Source organism: Clostridium rectalis (assembly GCF_900626095.1).
Lineage (GTDB): Bacteria > Bacillota > Clostridia > Clostridiales > Clostridiaceae > Clostridium_AS > Clostridium_AS rectalis.
The window spans coordinates 191,649-211,607 of sequence record NZ_UYZZ01000004.1; the positions used below are offsets into that span (position 1 = coordinate 191,649).

Consider the following 19,959-nt stretch of genomic DNA (forward strand, 5'->3'; position numbering starts at 1 on the left):
TAGCCTAATATTACAGGTTTTAAGAAGATGTAAGTAAAAAGATAATAGTTATGGAATAAAAATGTTAATGGTTATAGAATCATTAACATTTTTAATATGTAAAAAATTATTGACAATAATTAAAAAGATAATATATTATATTAATAGGTAACATATTACCTATCTGTCAATTTAATATGGAGGGAAATAAATGGAAAATATTAATAAAAAAATTAATATATTTGGAGGAATATTTTTTTTAGCAAATAAATTACAAAACATAGGGGATTTACATTTAGAGGGAATAACAACAAAACAGTGGATGATTTTGGTGATTATAGGAAGCTTTAAAGAATATAAACCTACTATATCTGAAGTTTCCAAAAAATTTGGAAGTTCTCATCAAAATGTAAAGCAGTTAGCATTAAAATTAGAACAAAAGGGATTTATAGAAATTAAAAAGGACAAAAGTGATCAAAGGGTTCTTAGATTAGGCATAACAGAAAAAAATACACAGTTTTGGGAAGAGAGACAAGATAAAGATATAAATTTTATTATGAATTTGTTTAATAAAGTTACAGCAGAAGAATTAGAAGCTATGAATAAAGGAATAGAAAAAATTTATAAAAATATGGTAAAAATGAAGGGAGAACTTAATGGATAAAGTGATTAGGATAACAATTATCATTGTGTTTATTTTATTTGTAATTATATCTTATGGTAAAATTAAGATGAAAAAAGAATATGATAAAAAGGTTTTAGTATATTTGAATAAGAGTAAAAGATCAGAAGAAATTTTAAAAATGGAACATATAAAAAAGCTTCCAATTCAAGTGCAAAAGTATTTAAATTATGTTGGAGCCGTGGGCAAACCAAAGGTTAGAAATATTAATGTATCCATTAGTGGAGAAATGAAACAAGGAATAAACAAGCCATGGATGCAGGTAAAGGCTAATCAATATAATTTTTATAAAGATTATACTAGAATATTTTATATACAGGGGAGAGTTATGGGAATGCCTTTAATAGGAATGGATTCATATATAAAAGGCAAAGGGAGTATGGTAATTAAAGCGGCCTCTTTATTTAAAGTAGTAGATGAAATTGGGGAAAAAATGAATCAGGCAGCTTTGATAACTTTACTTGATGATATACTAATATTTTCACCTGGAGCACTAATAGATGATAGAATAACTTGGGAGAGTGTAAGTGATAATGTAGTAAAATGCTTTATTGAAGATCATAATAATAAGGTTTCTGCATATGTACATTTTAATGAAGAGGGAGCTTTAATTAATGTAGAAACAAATGATAGATATTTAATAGATGAAGACGGTTTGTATAAGAACGTTAAGTGGAGTACACCAGTTAAAAATTATAAAGAAGTCAATGGTATAAAATATCCTACTTATGGAGAAGGTATTTGGCATTTAAAAGACGGAGATTTTACATATGCAAAATTTAATATAGAAAATGTCCAATACAATGTAAGAAATATAGTGAAATAATTATTGCGATAAAATAAATATTTCATGTTCGCTAGTCAATTTCACAGCTTTTATGTTAAATTAGTAAGAGTAGAGTTTTAAATGAAGTGAATTTAAAATTGCTTCATTAATAATATTTAATAGAGGATACAGATTGGTGAATAATAAAAGAGAATATATAGATATAATTTCTTGTCATATTATATATTTAACATCAGTTAATATTAATAAAAGTTTTGAGACTTTTGAAAAAAATTATATAGATTATTATAAATTAGATATAGGATATAAAAATCTTTATTTTAATTTATCAGCATATGTACTTTTTTCAAAACTTATGGATAAAGGGATTAAGCAAATTACAATAAATTTACCTATTGATTCCCCTATATATAAAGATTATGAGTACGATGTAGTAGAGTTAAAAAAATATTTTAAAGAAATAACCTATAAACTTATAGACATATTAGAGGTTAAAGAAAGCAATGAAGAGGTTTATAAACATATAGAAAGTATTCTTACTAATAAGAGGTGTTTTGTTAAAAATTATATTTTAAATATAAAAAAATTATGGGATTAATAAATAAAGATAAACTTAAATAATATTAAGGTTATCTTTATTTTTTAACCCATATTTTATGCCTGTATAAATATAAAGTGTATATATTAATAGTTCTATTTTTATTGTGATAAATATCATATAAATAGAGTTTTGAATTTAAGAATTTATTGGAAAATAATTAATATATATGTAATACTTTAACTGTAAGGTTTATAAAATTTATAATAAAGATTTGAGGTGGAGATATGTCAGAAAAAGAAAAGATGTTAAGGGGAGAATTTTATAATTCAAGAGATGAGGAATTAATAAAAGTATATCACAAAGCTAGGAATTTATTAGATATATTTAATAATTGTAAATCCAATGAAATGGTTAAAAGGGGAAAAACCTTAGAAAATTTATTAGGGTTTAAAGGAAAGGGTGTTTGGATCGAGAAGCCTTTTTATTGTGATTATGGAGAAAATATATATATAGGGGAAAATACATTTATAAATTTCAATTGTACTTTATTGGACTGTAATAAAATTAAAATCGGAAAGAATGGTTTAATAGGACCTAATGTACAGATATATACAGCCTCTCATCCTCTAGATAGTTATGAAAGAGTTGGGAATATAGAAAATGGAGGACCTTATAGGACTTATGCTAATCCAGTAAGTATAGGAGATAATGTATGGATAGGAGGAAATTCCTGCATACTCCCAGGCGTAACCATAGGGGATAATTGTGTAATTGGTGCAGGAAGTGTGGTTACAAAATCTATACCGGATAATTGCGTAGTTGCAGGGAATCCATGTAAAGTAATTAAAAGCATTGGAGGTAAAAATGATTAAGTGGATAATCTTTGATATAGATGGAACTTTAATAGAAACTGCAATGTCAAATATGATTGGATTAAGAAATGCTATAAAAAAATTTTATAATAAAGAATATGAACTAGAAGATTTAAGGAAATATATGGGTATACCAGGTGATGAAGCATTAAAAGATATAGGAGTTAAAGAAGAAGAAATACCTAAAGTGTGGAGGTATTGGGAGGAGGAAGTTGATAAATATAGACATTATAATTATGTTTTTAATGGAGTAAAAGAAATGCTTAATAAATTAAATAAAAAATATTCTCTAGCAATTGTTACATCAAAAACCCAAAATCAATTAAGAAGTGATTTTACGGAAGAGGGTTTGTTAAAATATTTTAAAATATGGATATGTAAAGAAGATACATTAAGCCACAAACCAAATCCAGAACCATTATTAAAGGCTTTAGAAAAGGCAAATGTAGATGTAAATAAAGCAATTTACATTGGTGATGCAATGGTGGACTATTGTGCTGCTAAAAAGATAAACATGAAGTTTGGGCACTGTAGATTTGCTGAAAAATTTGATGATGTAGGAAATGATATAATTTTTAATACTCCGAGGGATATTACAAATTATTTTAATGTGTAATATTTAAAATAATTTATCCTCACAATGGGAAAAATAAATTAACTAATATTTTAAGTGAGGATAATTATTATGAAGAGGAAATTTAAAAGTGGAGTTGTAATAGTTTTTTCTACAATTATTATGTTAATAGCAACTTCTTCGCTACGGAAAATGCAAGTAAAAGTAAAGACAGATGAATTCAAAAATGCTAAAATAGTTTTTCCTGTAATAAGTGATATCCATATTGGAGCAAATTTATTAGCAGAAGAAAAATTTAAAAATGCACTGATTGATTTATTCGAGTTATGCCCAGATTACGATGCTTTATCTATAGTTGGAGATTCTACAAATAGTGGGAATGAAGCTGAATATAAAAGTTTTATGAGAATACTAAATGCAAATAAGAGGAAAGACTCAAAGATTCTTATAGCTATGGGCAATCACGAATATTATTCTAAAGGTTTTAACAATAAAGAACTTGAAAATACTTTTGTGCGTGAAACAAAAATGTCTGCCCTATATTATGACAAATGGATAAAAGGGTATCATTTTATAGTTTTAGCTCCAGAAAATAATGGAGATGCAATCCTTTCTACCTGCCAATTGAATTGGCTTAAAAATACTATAAAAGAAAATGAGAGTAAAAAGAAACCTATATTTGTATTTCTACATCAGCCTTTCAGTAATACAGTGTTTGGAAGCAATGCTTGGGCTGGTATAGAAAATTATGAAGAACTATATGCTATATTAAAAATGTACCCACAAGTTATATTTTTTAGTGGTCATTCTCATTATAATCTAGATAATGAGAAAACTATGTATAAAAAAGATTTTGCTATGTTTAATACTGGAGCTATAAACTATATTATGACAGAGGGAGATGGATATGCTCCAATAGAGTTAAGTCAGGGATTAGTGGTAGAAGTTCTTGAGGATAAAGTTATTGTAAGATGCAGAGAATTTTCTACAGGTAAATGGATAGGAAAATGCTATGAAGTAAAATTTTAGTATAAATTGATCTTATGATATAATGTATTATTCTATAAAATATATCATTGAGAAGTGGTGATTAAATTGAATTTAAGTGAATTAGAAGAGTTATTTTTCAATACATCATCTGTTTTGATGAGAGCAAGAGGGGAAAAAATTTTAAAAAAAGGGTTGGTTTCAAATATAAAAGGTAAGAAAATAGATAAAATTTATCATGTATATGGGGATGTATTAGATAATGTAAACTATGAGAAGTATAAAACTCATATAAAAATAGATATATTTTCTAAAGAGATAAGTAGTGTAAGCTGTAATTGTAATACTTTTAAAGAGCTATCTATGAGCAAAAAACTGTTTATGTGTGAACATTTAACAGCTACTTCATATAAATTTTTAGGTTTACTACTTCATAAGAAAAGATCAGAAAATACAAAAATATATAAAAAAACTGCAGAAAAGTCTTTAGTAAATCTAGATGTTAAAATTACATGTAAAGCATGGAAGAGTAAAATAAATTATGAATTAGAATTTTGGATAGGAATTAAACAAAAATATTTGATTAAAAATTTAAAAAGTTTTATTAAAGACTTTCATAATAAAAATAATATTTTTTTCAGTAATAGATTTACCTATAATCATAATTATAATATGATTTCCTCAGAGGATATGGGGATAATAGACTATTTAACAAAATATTTTGATGAGTTTAAGAATATTAAAACCCTAGGTAAAACGTTAATAATTCATTCTAATGAATTATGTGAGTTTTTACAATGTATTATAGGGAAAAAAATAATTTTTAAGTATGAGGCTATTGAATATAAACCTATAATTCTAAAAGAAGATTTACCCATTAGTTTTACATTAAAAGAAAGAGAGAAAACTTTTATATTAACTACTCATAAAAAGTTTCCTATATGTGTAAATGAGAAAGTATATTTTTTTAATGATAATATATATTTACCTTCAAAAAATCAGCTTGAAAAGTATATACCTTTGTACAATGAACTTAAAGAAAAGGGAGAAGTTTCATACAATAAAACTATAGATAATTATAGTAAAATAATTTCTTTTTTAGGTGATATCTCGAAGGATATTACAGTCACTGAAGGAGTAAAGAGGTTTGTCTCTAATTGGTTACAATTAGAGATTATTATTTATAAGGAAGACTCTAACATATATTGCAATGCATTTGTTATTTATTATGATAAAAAGATTAATATATTAACAAAACAAGATAATAAGGAAGAGAGTTTTAGAAATTTTTATGAGGAAGAAAAAATTTTAATGAAGCTTGAAAAGTACAACTTTATACGAAGTAAGGATAGACTTATATTTATTGGAGGAGATGAGAAATTATTTGAATTATTAATTAGAAAAAAAGAAAACATAAATTCATTAGGTACTGTTATTCTAGGGAAAGGTTTAGATCATATTAAAATATATAGCTCTGAATCTATAAGATTAGGTATTTTTAAGGAAAGAGAAGATTTTATATTTCATTATAGTATTGGGGATATTGAAAATGAGGAATTAAATAGTGTATTTAAAAGCTATAAGTGTGGGAATAAATTTTATAAAACTAAGGATAATGGATTTATAGATTTTCAAGAGCCTGGGATAAAAAATTTGTTTAATTTAGTCCAGATGTTAAATATAGATAATAGTATTGAGGATAACTCATTTAAAATCCATAAAACTAAAATTGTATATTTGATGGAAAGTGTAAAGAAAAATAAATTTAAAATATATAGTGGAATTGATATATTAAAGGATATAGAAAAATCAATAGAATATAAAGGTAATGCTAAAGTAATTATTCCAAAGAGTTTAAATGCTAAACTTAGAGAATACCAAATTACGGGTTTCTCCTGGTTTAAAAATTTAAGTAAATTTGGGTTTGGAGGTATTTTAGCAGACGAAATGGGGCTTGGAAAAACAATTCAAACTATAGCTTTTATTTTATCTGAAAAAGGTAAAAATTCCCTTATTATAACTCCTACATCTTTGATATATAACTGGGAAAAAGAAATAGAAAAATTTGCACCAACTTTAAAATTAGGAATTATTCATGGGTCTAAAGTCAATAAAGAAATTATATTAGATAATTTAAAGGAATATGATGTTGTTTTGACCACCTATGGAACACTAAGAAACAATATTCGGGCTTATAATAACGTTAAGTTTGATTATTGTATTATTGACGAGGCTCAAAATATAAAAAATCCTAAGGCTCAAAATACAATGTCGGTGAAAGAGATTAAGGCAGATATTAAATTTGCATTAACAGGTACTCCTATTGAAAATAATTTAATAGAGCTTTGGTCTATATTTGATTTTATAATGCCAGGATATTTGTATTCTAATAAAACTTTTGAAGAAAAATTTATATATAAAGGCAATGATAATTTGAAAGATTTAAAGCTACTTATTAAGCCATTTATTTTAAGAAGAACTAAAAAACAGGTTGCAAAGGATCTGCCAGATAAAATAGAAAAAAAAATACTGGTTGAAATGACAGAGGAACAAAGATTTGTATATAATTCTTATTTAAAAGGTATATGGGAAAAAATAAAGGATAAATCTCAGCATAAGATAGAGTTCTTTTCCTATTTGACAAAATTAAGAGAGATATGTTTAGATCCTTCTTTAGTTTTACAAGAATATAAAGGTGGTAGTGGTAAATTAAAGTTTGCCATTGATTTAATAAATAAAGGGATAATTTCTGAGAGTAAAATATTAGTTTTTTCTCAATTTACTTCGGCATTAAATAAGATAGGTGAGGCTTTAGATAAAAATAGAATAAAATTTTTTTATTTAGATGGATCTACCCCATCTAAAGAAAGAATTAGACGAGTAAATGAATTTAATAGTGATAAAAACATAAAAGTTTTTTTAATTTCTCTAAAGGCAGGTGGGACAGGATTAAACTTAACTTCTGCAAGTTTAGTTATTCATTTTGATCCTTGGTGGAATCCAGCGGTGGAAGCCCAAGCTGCGGACAGAGCACATAGAATTGGTCAAAAGAATAAAGTACAGGTAATAAAATTAATCGCGAGGGAAACCATAGAGGAAAAGATAGTAGACTTACAAGATCAAAAAAAAGAGTTAGTACATAGTGTTATAACTGGAGAACTTAAAAATAGCAATGATTTAAGCAAATTATCAAAAGAAGAGTTAATAAAGTTATTAAAAAAAGATTAGCCACAGTAAATGCTGTGGTATTTTTGTTTATAAATAAGAGTAGCTTTATCTGATGACTACAACTTTAATATTTCTCATATTTTTTTTTAGTTGCAGTAAAGAAAAATTAAGTTTTTACATAGACACTTCTAGCATTTAATAAGTTTACCTCTAAACCTAAAAAATATGTTTATTAAAAAGGTAAATATATTATATATAGTTTCTAAAAGTTTACGATATATTTAATTAAAGACGCAATATATAAAGATAGGAGTGTATTTATATGAAAAGTATAAGATCCAAAATAATATGTATTATATCTATTGTCTGTATAATAAGTATCGGTTTAAGCTCCTCTATAAGTTATTATTTTTCTTATAAGGCTATAATGAAGGAAACTACTAGTAAAATTAGTATTGCTTCTGAAAAGTACTCTGAAAAAATAGATGGATGGTTATCTAAAAAGACTAAATTGTTAGACGCTATCACACTAGATGTACAGTACAATAATAAATATGATAAAAAATATTTAGAAGATAATTTTAGAGTACAAGCTAAAGATAATGATGATATTGTAAGTATTTATGCAGGATTTAGTAATAAAGAGTTTAGATCTATTGAAGGAGTTACCCCTACAGAAAACTATGATTGTACTGAAAGACAGTGGTATAAAGAAACAGTTAAAAAAAATGGAGTTACATATTTATCTCCATATCTTGATCCTAACACAAAGAAAATGATAATAACTATAGCCAGGCCTATTGTAAAAGAAAGTAAAGTTATTGGAGTACTAGCTATGGATATAACTATAGATAGTATTAAAAAATCTGTAGAGCAGGCTACACCTGTAGAAAAAAGTTATGGTTATTTGTTAGATGAAGGTAATAATTTTATAGTACATGAAAATAAAGATTTCCAACCTAAAGATGGGAAAAGTTACAATGTTAAGCAGGTAATGAATAAAGGGTTAGAAAAATTAGCGTATTTAGATTCTAAGAATAATAATACCTTAATTTTGAAGGATTTTGACAATGTAAAAAAAGTATTCACAAGAGTTATAATACCTTCTTCGAAATGGTCAATAGGATTTGCAGTACCTATATCTGAATTTAAAAAACCGTTAAATAGCATAATTATTAGTTTTATATCAGTTACATTTGCATGTTTAATAGTTGCAATACTTTTTGCAATATATTCAGCTAAAAAAATATCTGATCCTATATTAAAGATAACTGAATTAGTAAATAAAACTAAAAAATTAGACTTATTGTATAATGATGATTATGAGTATGTAAAGGAATATAAAGATGAAATAGGAGTTATAGGAAGGGCAGTTATTCAATTAAGAGAGGAATTAAAAAATATTATAGGAGAATTAAAGAATTCTTCGAGGGATGTATTGAAATATTCACAGTCAATAGATCTATCTACAGGAGAGACAGTTCAGTCCATAGAAGCTATTTCAATGACTGTAGATGAATTGGCCCAGGGGGCTAGTGACCAAGCGAAGGATGCTCAAAATGGGTCTGAAAGATTGATAAGTTTAGCAGAGAAAATTAAAGTTACTGATGAAAGTGCGGATTTAGTTAAAAAATATTCTTTAGAAACAAAAGAAGATAGCGAAAATGGTATAAAAACTATGGAGCAGACTATAGAAAAGTTTAATGAAAGCAATAAAGTATTTGAGCAGCTAGGAACTAATGTAGAAATGTTAGCAAATAAATCTAGTTTTATAGGAGAAATAATAAATTCTATTCAATCTATTGCAGAACAGACTAATCTACTTGCTTTAAATGCAGCTATAGAAGCAGCTAGAGCAGGAGAGGCTGGTAAGGGGTTTGCGGTTGTTGCAGAAGAAATCAGAAAATTAGCTGAAGAAACAGCATCTTCTACTAAAGAAATAGAAAAGATAGTACAGGAGATACAAATTGAAATTAATAGGACTAAGGAAAATATGGATTTATCTAAAAATGTAGTAGAAGAAGTAGATGGCGCTATGAATATATCTAAAGAAGCATTTGACAATATTATAGGTTCTATTAAAAGTATAGTAAAACAAATAGAATTGTTAGTTTTGAATGTTAAAAAAGTAGATTCAGATAAAGAGGAAGTTGTAAGCTCTATAGAGGGGATATCTTGTATAGCACAAGAGGCTGCGGCATCAACAGAGGAGGTATCTGCAACTGTGGAAGAACAGGAAGCATCTATAAAAAATATAGCAGGTACTGCAGAAAGTTTAAAAAATATAGCTAATACTTTGGACCTGATAGTAAATAAATTTAAAATTTAACTAGGATTTACTTAAAAAACTACTTTCATGTAAAAGTTATAAATTAAATGGGGTATAATATTTAGTAAATAAAAAGGAGTTATAATAAGGATGAAAGGATAAATAAGAATGTATTATATTCCTGCAAAAACTATAATCTCTAATTATACGAAAGATAACCCATGGTTTGGTGTAAACTATAATATGAATATCTATAAGGGTTGCTGTCATGGATGCATTTATTGTGATTCTAGAAGTGAATGCTATTGTATAAATGATTTTAATAAGGTAAGGGCAAAGGAAAATGCTATTGAAATTATTCATAAGGAATTAAAGGGGAAAAGAAGAACAGGGGTTATAGGTACAGGAGCAATGAGTGATCCATATAACCCATTTGAAAAAGATTTAATGCTGACAAGAAAAGCATTAGATGAAATAAATACTTTTAATTTTGGAGCGGCTATAGCTACTAAAAGCAATTTAATAACAAGAGATATTGATATATTAAAAAAAATAAAGAAACATTCACCGGTTATTGCAAAGATGACTATTACTACTTTTGAGGATGATTTGTGTAAAAAAATTGAACCAAATGTGTGTGTATCCTCAGAAAGGTTTGAAGCAATAAATAAACTTTCAAGCAATGGTGTTTTTACGGGGATTTTACTTATGCCAATATTGCCCTTTATAAATGATAATGAAGAGAACATTATAGATATAGTTAAAAAAGCTTATGAATGTGGAGCCAAGTTTGTTTTTGCTTATAAAATGGGTGTGACTCTTAGACAAAATCAAAGAGACTATTATTATGAACAATTGCAAAAATTATTTCCTTATAGAAAATTGGTACCCAAATATAAAAATACATTTGGTAATAGATATGAATATGCATCAACAAATTCAAAAAAGCTTACTTTTATTTTTAAAAATGAGTGTGAAAAATTGGGTGTATTATATAAAATGAATGATATAATATTATCCTACCAAAACCAATACAAGAGAGAACAAATAAGTTGGTTTTAAATGTATAAAAATTGTAGAGGAAAAGTTTTAATTAGTGAAGGTAAATTTATAAAATCCTTCACTAATTTATCTTTTTATAGGAATTTGTATTTCAGTAATAAATTCCTCTTTTAAGCTAGTCTCATGAATATCTATTTTATATATTTCTATAGGATCAGATAAAATTTTGTAATTATTTTCTTCAATAAATGAAAATAGCATATTCAAATACTTTTTATTCTTTAAGTAGGATCCCTTGTAAGATATTGTTGCATAATAGGATGCCTCCAATATTAAATTATAGTTAACTTCATTATCATCTAAAAAACAAAATACGGATTTGTATTCATTATAAATATCTTTTTTAGACTGTGATAGTTATATATGGCACCTACTTTTGTATTACCTAAAAGGTAAAATTTATCCTCATATTTTTTCTGAAGTTTTTTTAATAAAAAGTCTACTTCTTCGTCACGAGATATGTAACCATTAAGTTTCAGAGCCTTTCGTTCTTCTATATAGGTTAATCTAACCTGAGTAATATAGCTTAATGTTTTTGCATCATTAATATTTTTAAGCCTTTTCAAAATATTATTTTTTAATAACTTAAGTTCTTCAATTTTCTTATCTATTAGATATATTTCTTTAGTTAATGTAGTCTCAGTGGCTTTTATAGTTCTATTGTCTATATACTCCTTTATCTTTTCCATTGAAAAATCAAAAGTTCTAAGTTCCTTAATTAAGTTTAGTTTCCAAATGTCATTCATTGTATAAAGTCTATACCCATTTATATCCCTTGTGGGTTTTAATATACCAAGTCTTTCATAATACATTAAGGAATCTCGAGAAATTCCATATATTTTTGATATTTCTCCAATTTTATAATACTCCTTCATAAAACCTCCTAAAAATATTATTTACAGGGAGTTACAATTTTCTAACGTTTATTCATTTGACATTAGTATTATACCAAGGTTTATAATTTTTATGAAGGAGTGATATTCATGAATTCAAATGCGATTAAGAATGACATGAAAAAAAAATTTGTAAAATATTTAATTCCATCTGTTACGGCAATGTGGGTATATTCTTTATATACTATGGTAGACGGAATATTTGTTAGTTGGGGAGTAGGAACTACAGCTATTGCAGCAGTAAATATTGCTATGCCATTTGTAAATTTTATTTTTGCTATATCAGTATTTTTTGCTACAGGGGCATCAACTCTTGTTGCTATTGCATTAGGTAAGAGGGAGTCAAAAAAAGCTAATGAAATATTTACAATTAATTTTATTGCAATGGTAGTTGTGGCAGCTGTAATAGCAATTTTAACTTTATTTTATTTAGATAAAATAGCCATTTTTTTAGGAGCTAATAATTCAACTTTGGGATACGTAAAACAGTATTTAAAAATAATAGTTATATTCAATGGATTTTTTATAACATCATACTGTTTAGAAGTTTTTACAAAAACTGATGGATTTCCTTATTTAGCTATAGTAGGGGTGGTTTCCTCTGCTATTGTAAATGTAGTCCTTGATTATCTATTTGTAATTAAGTTTAATTGGGGGATACAGGGGGCAGCCTATGCTACCGGTATATCTCAGGTTGTAGCTACACTTATATATATTGTGCATTTTAATAAAAAGAAATCTAAATTAAAATTTGTAAAATGTAAGTTTGAATTTTCTGTTATTAAAGAAGTACTGTCAATAGGACTACCAGATAGTTTAACGGAATTTTCAACAGGAGTAGTTATTTATATATTTAATCAAACTATATTATTAAATATAGGAGATAAAGGTATTATAACTTATACTATTATTTCATATATAAACTTACTGGTTTTAATGACTATGATTGGTATTACCCAAGGAATGCAGCCTTTATGCAGTTTTTATTATGGAAGAGAAGATAAAGAATCTATTAAGTCTTTATTTAATATGAGTGCTAAAACTATAGCCTATATCTCTGTTTTAATATTTACTATAGTGAATGTGTTTGCACCAAATATTGTTCAAGTATTTATGGATAAAGCAGCAAATGCTGAACTATTTAAATATTCTATAAAGGCATTAAGAATATTTTCATTGTCCTTTATAATAGTGGGTTATAATATTTTAATATCCGGGTATTTTGCAGCTATAGCAAAACCTAAATATGCAACTATTATATCTATTGGGAGAGGATTTTTTATTATAACATTAACTTTGTTTATAATGACTTCTGTAATAGGTGAAACTGGTATATGGTTAGCTACAGCTGTTTCTGAAGGAATAAGTGTAATAGTATCTGTATATATATTTAAAAATAATAGATATATAAAGAAGGAAACTGCAGAATTAATAGTAAAAGCTCAATAAAGATATAAATTATCAAATTAAAAATAAACTATACTCTGAAAAAATATAGATTTTTCTATGTTTAAATAGGGTATTGTTTATTTTTTTAGTTTCTATGTACATAATATAAATTATTTAGTAGGAATTGTTTTAAGATAAATTGGTTATTAAAATAAAACATAGAAAATGTATAATGCTTTACCATATATTGAATAAAAACTATAAATCATGATATAATTACCATGAATATGCATAATATTACAATTATCATCATAATATTTTCTTATTTATTAAATATATTAATAAAAATTATATATAAAGGGTGATAGAACAAAGAGGTGGATTATGTCCAAAAAATGTATAAATTGTAACAATTCCAAAATATATAGTGATACCTATATAAGGTGTGAAAAGTGTAATAATTTTTTAAGAAAAATAAATCAGTCTGATGAAGTATATAAAAAAGAAGAGGTTAAGGTAAATAATCAAAATATGGAAGATCCATATTCACAGTACTATAACGTTAAAGAGGATTATACTAAATCTAATAAGAAACAACAAAATATTGAAGATAGTTATAAGGAATATAGTAAAAAAGAATTCTCATCGAAAAAGTTTAAAGCAGATACTGGAAAAAAAATACAACCCATTGCAGAGGGAATAATAAAAAATTTTTGTGAAAAAGAAGTTAGAACTTTTATGATAACTAAAGTTTATAGATGTTTAACTCAATGGACTAGCTATACACCATCAAATTATAGTAATTTTTTTCAAGTATATAGCGGGTGGGGTGTTAATGATGAGGAGAGTGAAAAAGGACAAGATATAATTTTTTATGGGAAAATAGGTAGGGGTAATATTGCTAATAATAACGAAGTTTTGATATATGGTAAAAAACTTAATAATGGAACCATTGTGGCTAGAAAAATATACAATAAAACCACAGAAACATATATTAAGGCTAATTATGCAACACACCCTATTATAATATTGGGGATAATTTTATATATTATAAGGTTTATATATAAATTAATATTTTATAATTGGAGTGGACTTTTTACGAGGATAAAGAACTTTGTGATATTTATCATATTTATAATACTTATTATTTACATTTCAATAATTAAACCACTTAAAAGTAGTTCTAAAAAGTAATAAACAAAGGAAGTGAAAATATAATAGTGTTTAATAGAGTATTATCAGAAGGAAATATAAATATAGAAAATGATTTTATTTCAAAGAGTTTTCTTGACAGGGAGAATAAAATAGTTTTCCCTGAATTTGAAGATATAAATTCTATGGAATTTGTAAAAATCCGAGGATTAAGTGATTTCTGGAAGTATAAGTATACTATGAGTGTTGAAACATTAATGGGTGATATATTAAATGCCCTTAATAAATATAATATAGATATTGCATTTGGGATATTAGGTTCCAAAGAAGGAATAGAGGTATATTATGGAACTAACAGAGAACAAATTGATTTGTTAAAAACATCACTAACAGCTTCATATCCGTTTATAGATATTGAGTGGGACAAAGATTTTTATAATAAACTTAATAATAAGGGAAATAATGTAGGAATAGTAACAGGAATACCTACCTTAAAGAAAATTAACAATAATGATGTAAGTCAGATAGAGAAACTATGTAAAGGTATGTTGGGTGAGAGTTGGGCATACCTTGTGGTAGCTAAAGGTATGAGTAATATTCAAAGTAATCTTACGTATAGAAGGATTTTGGGTTTCTTGGGGGATATTAATAAATCCATGAAGGAAAGTATTTCCGGAGGTAATTTAGGAAACAAGGTAATAGAATCTATAAACTTTAATAGTGAAAGGTATTTTAAGGGTATGAAAAACTTAGAATTAATGTTTTCACAAGGTATGGCCAGGGGGTTGTGGAGAAGTAATTCATATTTCATTGCTGATGGATATAACGTTTATCATAAACTAAAAAATCTAATAAAAGGTGTATATTCAGGAGAAGATTCTTTCCCAGAACCTATAAGAACTATAGATTTGGATATGGATAATATTTTTATAGATGGATTAAAATTTATCAAGGATGATATGCCAAATATTGAGGATCACCCTCTAGGAGCTTGGTTAGAGGATAATAATTTTCAATGTGATTGTTATAAATATAAATATCAAAATATATTAAGCAGTGATGTTTTGGCTATTTATTTCCAACTTCCAAGGGAGGAATTTCCAGGATATTATATTAATAATTTTGTTGAGTTTGAAGTAGCTGATAGAATGCATAAAGGTGAATTTGTTATTGGAAATATAACTAATGGGAATGATGTTTTACAAAATAAATATAAGTTTAATATTAAAGATTTTTCCAGGCATGGTTTAATAATTGGTATAACAGGAGGAGGTAAAACCAATACATCAAAAAGTATTTTAAGAACTCTTTGGAGAGAAAATAATATTCCTTTTCTAGTTATAGAGTCTGCTAAAAGAGAGTATTGGGAATTAAAAAATATTAATGGATTTGAGGAGTTAAGTTTATTTACCTTAGGAGCGGAGACAAATGATTCTATACCGTATAGGATAAACCCTTTTGAGGTAATAGGAAATGTATCCTTACAGACGCACATTGATTACTTACTGTCTACTTTTAAAGCTAGTTTTGAGTTATATCCACCAATGCCGTATGTATTGGAAGACAGTGTTTATGAAATATATAAAGATAGGGGATGGGATGTACTTACGGGAGAGAATATATATTGTAGAAGTGATTATCCCACTTTAGATGACTTATATTATAAAATAGAGGTTGTTACTGATAGGTTGAATTATGGAAAAGAGATACAATTAAATGTAAAGGCTTCTCTTCAAGCTAGGATTAATTCATTAAGAATTGGCGGAAAAGGTGCAATGCTTAATACATATAAATCTATTTCTGTTGAAAAGCTATTGAAGCGACCTACGATTATAGAGCTGGAAGACTTAGGCGATGATGATATAAAGGCATTTGTTATAGGAATACTATTAGTTCAAATATATGAATATAGAAAAAGCTTAGTTGATGGGAAAAAAGATTTCGAACATTTAATTGTAATAGAGGAAGCTCATAGGCTATTAAAAAATGTTTCTGAAGGGGAAGGAACAAGAGCTAAGGCAGTTGAATTTTTTTGCAATATGTTAGCGGAAATAAGAAGTTTTGGGCAAGGAATTCTAATAGCAGATCAAATACCAACTAAGTTGGCACCGGATACACTTAAAAATACGAATCTAAAAATAATACATAGAACAGTTATGGAGGAAGACAGACTTGCAGTAGGTAAGGCTATGAATATGACAGATGAGCAAATACAATATTTAAGTAGTTTAAGCAGAGGTTTTGCAGCAGTATACTCTGAGGGAGATAATAGACCCAAATTAGTAAAATTACCATTAGTAGAGGAAGATTATAGGTATAAAAGAAGAGAAGTATTGGATTCAATAAGAAGTAAATTAGAATGCTTATCTAATAATTTTTCAAAGAGAAATGAAAAACATCAAGGTTGTGCTTATTGTGTAGATAAATGCAATTGTGGGGGGTTTATAGAAGGTATAAAATCTGTTAATGGACAAGTTTTATATAAATCTCATGTAAGACAATTAAATGAAAGATTAAATAGTAATGAAATAGAAAAATTTATAAATAAGTTAGAAAGAAAGTATAAATATAAGGCTAATAATAATGAAAAAATTTGTTATGTAGGAAATTTATTAAGTTATACTAATTTAACTATAGCTAGACAAAAAGAAAAAATTGTGGAATATATTTCTTATGCTAATAAAATGCATGGGGGAAATTATTAATGGATGAAATTAATGAGTTGGAATTTAAAGATACAATAAGTGAGAATGACAGAGAATATGGAATAGAGAAAGATTATGAGAATAATGATAAGGTTGATATTGAAGGAAAGAATTCTGAAAATAAAAAGGATAATGAGGTTGAAGAATTTAAAGAGGATGATAAAAATGATAACGATTTAGAAGAAGATTTTGACGAAATATTAGAGAATGATGATATCTTAAGTGAAGCAAAAGATATTGAGAATAAAGAAATAGAAGAGGAATTTGAGGATTTTGATGAAGAAAAGTTAGTAGAAGATGAAAGTATAGATGAAAGTATAGATGAATTAGATGAGAATCTAGAGGCAGAAGAAATAGATGAGTTAGATGAGAATCTAGAGGCAGAAGAAATAGATGAAACAGAAGGAAATGATTTTAACTTAGAGGAAATAGAAGGAGATACAAACTTTGAAGGAGAATTAGAAGAAGATTTTGATGAAGAAAAGTTAGCAGAAGATGAGAGTATAGATGAGTTAGATGAGAATTTAGAGGCAGAAGAAATAGATGAAACAGAAGGAAATGATTTTAATTTAGAGGAAATAGAAGGAGATACAAACTTTGAAGAAGAATTAGAAGAAGATTTTGATGAAGAAAAGTTAGTAGAAGATGAGAGTATAGATGAGTTAGATGAGAATCTAGAGGCAGAAGAAATAGATGAAACAGAAGGAAATGATTTTAACTTAGAGGAAATAGAAGGAGATACAAACTTTGAAGGAGAATTAGAAGAAGATTTTGATGAAAAAGAGTTAGCAGAAGATGAGAGTATAGATGAGTTAGATGAGAATCTAGAGGCAGAAGAAATAGATGAAACAGAAGGAAATGATTTTAACTTAGAGGAAATAGAAGGAGATACAAACTTTCAAGAAGAATTAGAAGAAGATTTTGATGAAGAAAAGTTAGTAGAAGATGAAAGTATAGATGAGTTAGATGAGAATCTAGAGGCAGAAGAAATAAATGAAACAGAAGGAAATGATTTTAACTTAGAGGAAATAGAAGGAGATACAAACTTTGAAGAAGAATTAGAAGAAGATTTTGATGAAGAAAAGTTAGTAGAAGATGAGAGTATAGATGAGTTAGATGAGAATCTAGAGGCAGAAGAAATAGATGAAACAGAAGGAAATGATTTTAACTTAGAGGAAATAGAAGGAGATACAAACTTTGAAGGAGAATTAGAAGAAGATTTTGATGAAAAAGAGTTAGCAGAAGATGAGAGTATAGATGAGTTAGATGAGAATCTAGAGGCAGAAGAAATAGATGAAACAGAAGGAAATGATTTTAACTTAGAGGAAATAGAAGGAGATACAAACTTTCAAGAAGAATTAGAAGAAGATTTTGATGAAGAAAAGTTAGTAGAAGATGAAAGTATAGATGAGTTAGATGAGAATCTAGAGGCAGAAGAAATAAATGAAACAGAAGGAAATGATTTTAACTTAGAGGAAATAGAAGGAGATACAAACTTTGAAGAAGAATTAGAAGAAGATTTTGATGAAGAAAAGTTAGTAGAAGATGAGAGTATAGATGAGTTAGATGAGAATCTAGAGGCAGAAGAAATAGATGAAACAGAAGGAAATGATTTTAACTTAGAGGAAATAGAAGGAGATACAAACTTTGAAGGAGAATTAGAAGAAGATTTTGATGAAAAAGAGTTAGCAGAAGATGAGAGTATAGATGAGTTAGATGAGAATCTAGAGGCAGAAGAAATAGATGAAACAGAAGGAAATGATTTTAACTTAGAGGAAATAGACGGAGATACAAACTTTCAAGAAGAATTAGAAGAAGATTTTGATGAAGAAAAGTTAGTAGAAGATGAAAGTATAGATGAGTTAGATGAGAATCTAGAGGCAGAAGAAATAAATGAAACAGAAGGAAATGATTTTAACTTAGAGGAAATAGAAGGAGATACAAACTTTGAAGAAGAATTAGAAGAAGATTTTGATGAAGAAAAGTTAGTAGAAGATGAGAGTATAGATGAGTTAGATGAGAATCTAGAGGCAGAAGAAATAGATGAAACAGAAGGAAATGATTTTAACTTAGAGGAAATAGAAGGAGATACAAACTTTGAAGGAGAATTAGAAGAAGATTTTGATGAAAAAGAGTTAGCAGAAGATGAGAGTATAGATGAAAGTATAGATGAATTAGATGAGAATTTAGAGGTAGAAGAAATAGAACAAAGCTCTGGTGATGAAAAAAATGAAGTGGAAATATTGTTTAAAGATATGGAACATGTTGCAAAAGATTTAGGGGCAAGTAACGAAACTGTAGAATTAATTTCAAATTTAAGGGTAATGCTTAATAGTGTTGATCCTATAAAAGTAACAGGTGCTATAAGTCGTTCATCAGATATTATGTCGGAATCATTATCTAATAAGATTACAAATAAGGCATCAAAGTGGGCTGCAATTGATATAAATGAAGGTTCCACTAAACTAAAGGAGATTAAACATAACTTGGGCAATGGTATACTTAAATTTGATCAGACTCAAATATCAACATTAGAAAAGATGGATAGTACTAGAATTAAATTTGAAAAGTTTAATAATATATATTCGGAAACAGATATGGGAACTAAAATTAAAAAAATATTTGAGTTATCTAAACAAAAGTCTACCACAATTAATGATTGGTGTATGAATAGCAATATAGGGAAAAAATCAGACAAGATGATAATTAAAACTGCTGAGGTAACTAAGGATATTGAATCAGTTAGAAACGCTATAACAAATTTAAAAAGGCCATTAAGAATAGTATCTAGTGGAAGGACAATTTTAAATAAATTTAATAAATATTATCCAAGGGCAAGGCAGTGGTGGAATAATAGAAAAAATAATAGAAATAAACCATAGTTTTAATGGAGGAGTTA

Annotated in this window: 15 protein-coding genes; 13 read left to right on the forward strand and 2 right to left on the reverse strand. The window is 26.9% G+C overall.

From position 1 onward, the window contains the following. The first annotated feature begins 190 nt into the window (after positions 1-190). The 9 genes from EJL03_RS08140 (at position 191) to EJL03_RS08180 (ending at position 10,921) form a co-directional block, all read left to right on the forward strand. On the forward strand, positions 191-643 hold the full coding sequence (locus tag EJL03_RS08140) for a MarR family winged helix-turn-helix transcriptional regulator (RefSeq protein WP_125153470.1): 453 nt from the start codon (positions 191-193) through the stop codon (positions 641-643). Further along, the gene (locus EJL03_RS08145) at positions 636-1,487 is read left to right on the forward strand and encodes a DUF6544 family protein (protein WP_125153471.1); all 852 of its coding nucleotides are present in this window, start codon (positions 636-638) and stop codon (positions 1,485-1,487) included. The genes EJL03_RS08140 and EJL03_RS08145 overlap by 8 nt, the downstream gene beginning before the upstream one ends. A 136-nt stretch (positions 1,488-1,623) precedes the next feature. After that, positions 1,624-2,046 carry a hypothetical protein gene (locus EJL03_RS08150; RefSeq protein WP_125153472.1) on the forward strand — a complete coding sequence of 141 codons (423 nt, stop codon included), beginning with the start codon at positions 1,624-1,626 and terminating at the stop codon, positions 2,044-2,046. Positions 2,047-2,273: 227 nt separating this feature from the next. Continuing rightward, positions 2,274-2,861 (forward strand): sugar O-acetyltransferase, encoded by a 588-nt coding sequence (locus tag EJL03_RS08155; RefSeq protein ID WP_125153473.1) that lies wholly within the window; start codon positions 2,274-2,276, stop codon positions 2,859-2,861. Beyond that, entirely contained in the window at positions 2,854-3,477 is a 624-nt protein-coding gene (locus EJL03_RS08160; protein ID WP_125153474.1) for an HAD family hydrolase, read from the forward strand. The genes EJL03_RS08155 and EJL03_RS08160 overlap by 8 nt, the downstream gene beginning before the upstream one ends. Positions 3,478-3,546: 69 nt before the next feature. After that, positions 3,547-4,464 carry a metallophosphoesterase family protein gene (locus EJL03_RS08165; protein WP_125153475.1) on the forward strand — a complete coding sequence of 306 codons (918 nt, stop codon included), beginning with the start codon at positions 3,547-3,549 and terminating at the stop codon, positions 4,462-4,464. 66 nt (positions 4,465-4,530) lie between these two features. Continuing rightward, positions 4,531-7,650, forward strand: coding sequence for a DEAD/DEAH box helicase (locus EJL03_RS08170; RefSeq protein ID WP_125153476.1), 3,120 nt, complete (start codon positions 4,531-4,533; stop codon positions 7,648-7,650). A 262-nt stretch (positions 7,651-7,912) separates the two neighbouring features. Further along, positions 7,913-9,919 carry a methyl-accepting chemotaxis protein gene (locus EJL03_RS08175; RefSeq protein WP_125153477.1) on the forward strand — a complete coding sequence of 669 codons (2,007 nt, stop codon included), beginning with the start codon at positions 7,913-7,915 and terminating at the stop codon, positions 9,917-9,919. A gap of 102 nt (positions 9,920-10,021) precedes the next feature. Next, positions 10,022-10,921 (forward strand): SPL family radical SAM protein, encoded by a 900-nt coding sequence (locus EJL03_RS08180; protein ID WP_341472422.1) that lies wholly within the window; start codon positions 10,022-10,024, stop codon positions 10,919-10,921. A 66-nt stretch (positions 10,922-10,987) separates the two neighbouring features. On the opposite strand, the gene EJL03_RS16445 is transcribed toward EJL03_RS08180, so the two are convergent. Next, complete coding sequence (locus EJL03_RS16445; protein ID WP_243108691.1) at positions 10,988-11,257, reverse strand: GyrI-like domain-containing protein; 270 nt, start codon at positions 11,255-11,257, stop codon at positions 10,988-10,990. Further along, the gene (locus EJL03_RS08185; RefSeq protein ID WP_243108677.1) at positions 11,221-11,796 is read right to left on the reverse strand and encodes a MerR family transcriptional regulator; all 576 of its coding nucleotides are present in this window, start codon (positions 11,794-11,796) and stop codon (positions 11,221-11,223) included. Before EJL03_RS08185 ends, EJL03_RS16445 begins: the two co-directional genes overlap by 37 nt. A 108-nt stretch (positions 11,797-11,904) precedes the next feature. On the opposite strand from EJL03_RS08185, the gene EJL03_RS08190 reads away from it, so the two are divergent. From EJL03_RS08190 to EJL03_RS08205, 4 genes are all read left to right on the forward strand, one after another. Next, entirely contained in the window at positions 11,905-13,263 is a 1,359-nt protein-coding gene (locus tag EJL03_RS08190; RefSeq protein ID WP_125153479.1) for an MATE family efflux transporter, read from the forward strand. 324 nt (positions 13,264-13,587) lie between these two features. Then, complete coding sequence (locus tag EJL03_RS08195; protein WP_125153480.1) at positions 13,588-14,397, forward strand: hypothetical protein; 810 nt, start codon at positions 13,588-13,590, stop codon at positions 14,395-14,397. A 26-nt stretch (positions 14,398-14,423) separates the two neighbouring features. Continuing rightward, on the forward strand, positions 14,424-17,060 hold the full coding sequence (locus tag EJL03_RS08200; protein WP_125153481.1) for an ATP-binding protein: 2,637 nt from the start codon (positions 14,424-14,426) through the stop codon (positions 17,058-17,060). Beyond that, positions 17,060-19,942 (forward strand): midas domain-containing protein, encoded by a 2,883-nt coding sequence (locus tag EJL03_RS08205; RefSeq protein WP_125153482.1) that lies wholly within the window; start codon positions 17,060-17,062, stop codon positions 19,940-19,942. The genes EJL03_RS08200 and EJL03_RS08205 overlap by 1 nt, the downstream gene beginning before the upstream one ends. The last annotated feature ends 17 nt before the right edge of the window (positions 19,943-19,959 follow it).

Coding starts and splice junctions, on each gene's coding strand:
- EJL03_RS08155 (WP_125153473.1), top strand. CDS start 2,274: ATGTCAGAAAAAGAAAAGATGTTAAGGGGAGAATTTTATAATTCAAGA.
- EJL03_RS08175 (WP_125153477.1), top strand. CDS start 7,913: ATGAAAAGTATAAGATCCAAAATAATATGTATTATATCTATTGTCTGT.
- EJL03_RS08205 (WP_125153482.1), top strand. CDS start 17,060: ATGGATGAAATTAATGAGTTGGAATTTAAAGATACAATAAGTGAGAAT.
- EJL03_RS08140 (WP_125153470.1), top strand. CDS start 191: ATGGAAAATATTAATAAAAAAATTAATATATTTGGAGGAATATTTTTT.
- EJL03_RS08190 (WP_125153479.1), top strand. CDS start 11,905: ATGAATTCAAATGCGATTAAGAATGACATGAAAAAAAAATTTGTAAAA.
- EJL03_RS08185 (WP_243108677.1), bottom strand. CDS start 11,796: ATGAAGGAGTATTATAAAATTGGAGAAATATCAAAAATATATGGAATT.
- EJL03_RS08195 (WP_125153480.1), top strand. CDS start 13,588: ATGTCCAAAAAATGTATAAATTGTAACAATTCCAAAATATATAGTGAT.
- EJL03_RS08160 (WP_125153474.1), top strand. CDS start 2,854: ATGATTAAGTGGATAATCTTTGATATAGATGGAACTTTAATAGAAACT.
- EJL03_RS08145 (WP_125153471.1), top strand. CDS start 636: ATGGATAAAGTGATTAGGATAACAATTATCATTGTGTTTATTTTATTT.
- EJL03_RS08165 (WP_125153475.1), top strand. CDS start 3,547: ATGAAGAGGAAATTTAAAAGTGGAGTTGTAATAGTTTTTTCTACAATT.